Raw genomic sequence first — 306 nt, 5'->3', positions numbered from 1 at the left:
CGGCGAAGTCCGACAGGCCGCGCGCCTTGGCCAGCGCCTGCGCCAGCGTGATGCCGTCGGCCTGGAACGGCAGCTCGGTGCTGTTGCCCAGCGCGCCCACCGCGATGAAGGTCTGCGGGTCGCGCACCAGCGTCAGCACGTCGTTGGGCCGCAGGTAGATGTTCTCCCTGGGGTTCGATACCACCGTGGTCAGCGGCACGGTCGCGGTCACCGGCCCGCGCGAGAGCCGCACGAAGGTCTCGTTGACCGGCGCGCGGTTGCCGCCGGCGGCGGCGATGACGTCGAGGATGCGGTCGCCGTGGCCCG

1 pseudogene is annotated in these 306 nt (G+C 72.9%); it reads right to left on the bottom strand.

What is annotated here, in order from left to right:
• Positions 1–306, bottom strand: a pseudogene (locus ACLBYB_RS33135) (polysaccharide biosynthesis/export family protein); the annotation flags it as partial.

It is taken from the genome of Methylobacterium sp. D54C (genome assembly GCF_053345595.1).
This window is presented reverse-complemented; position numbering and strand designations above follow the sequence as displayed.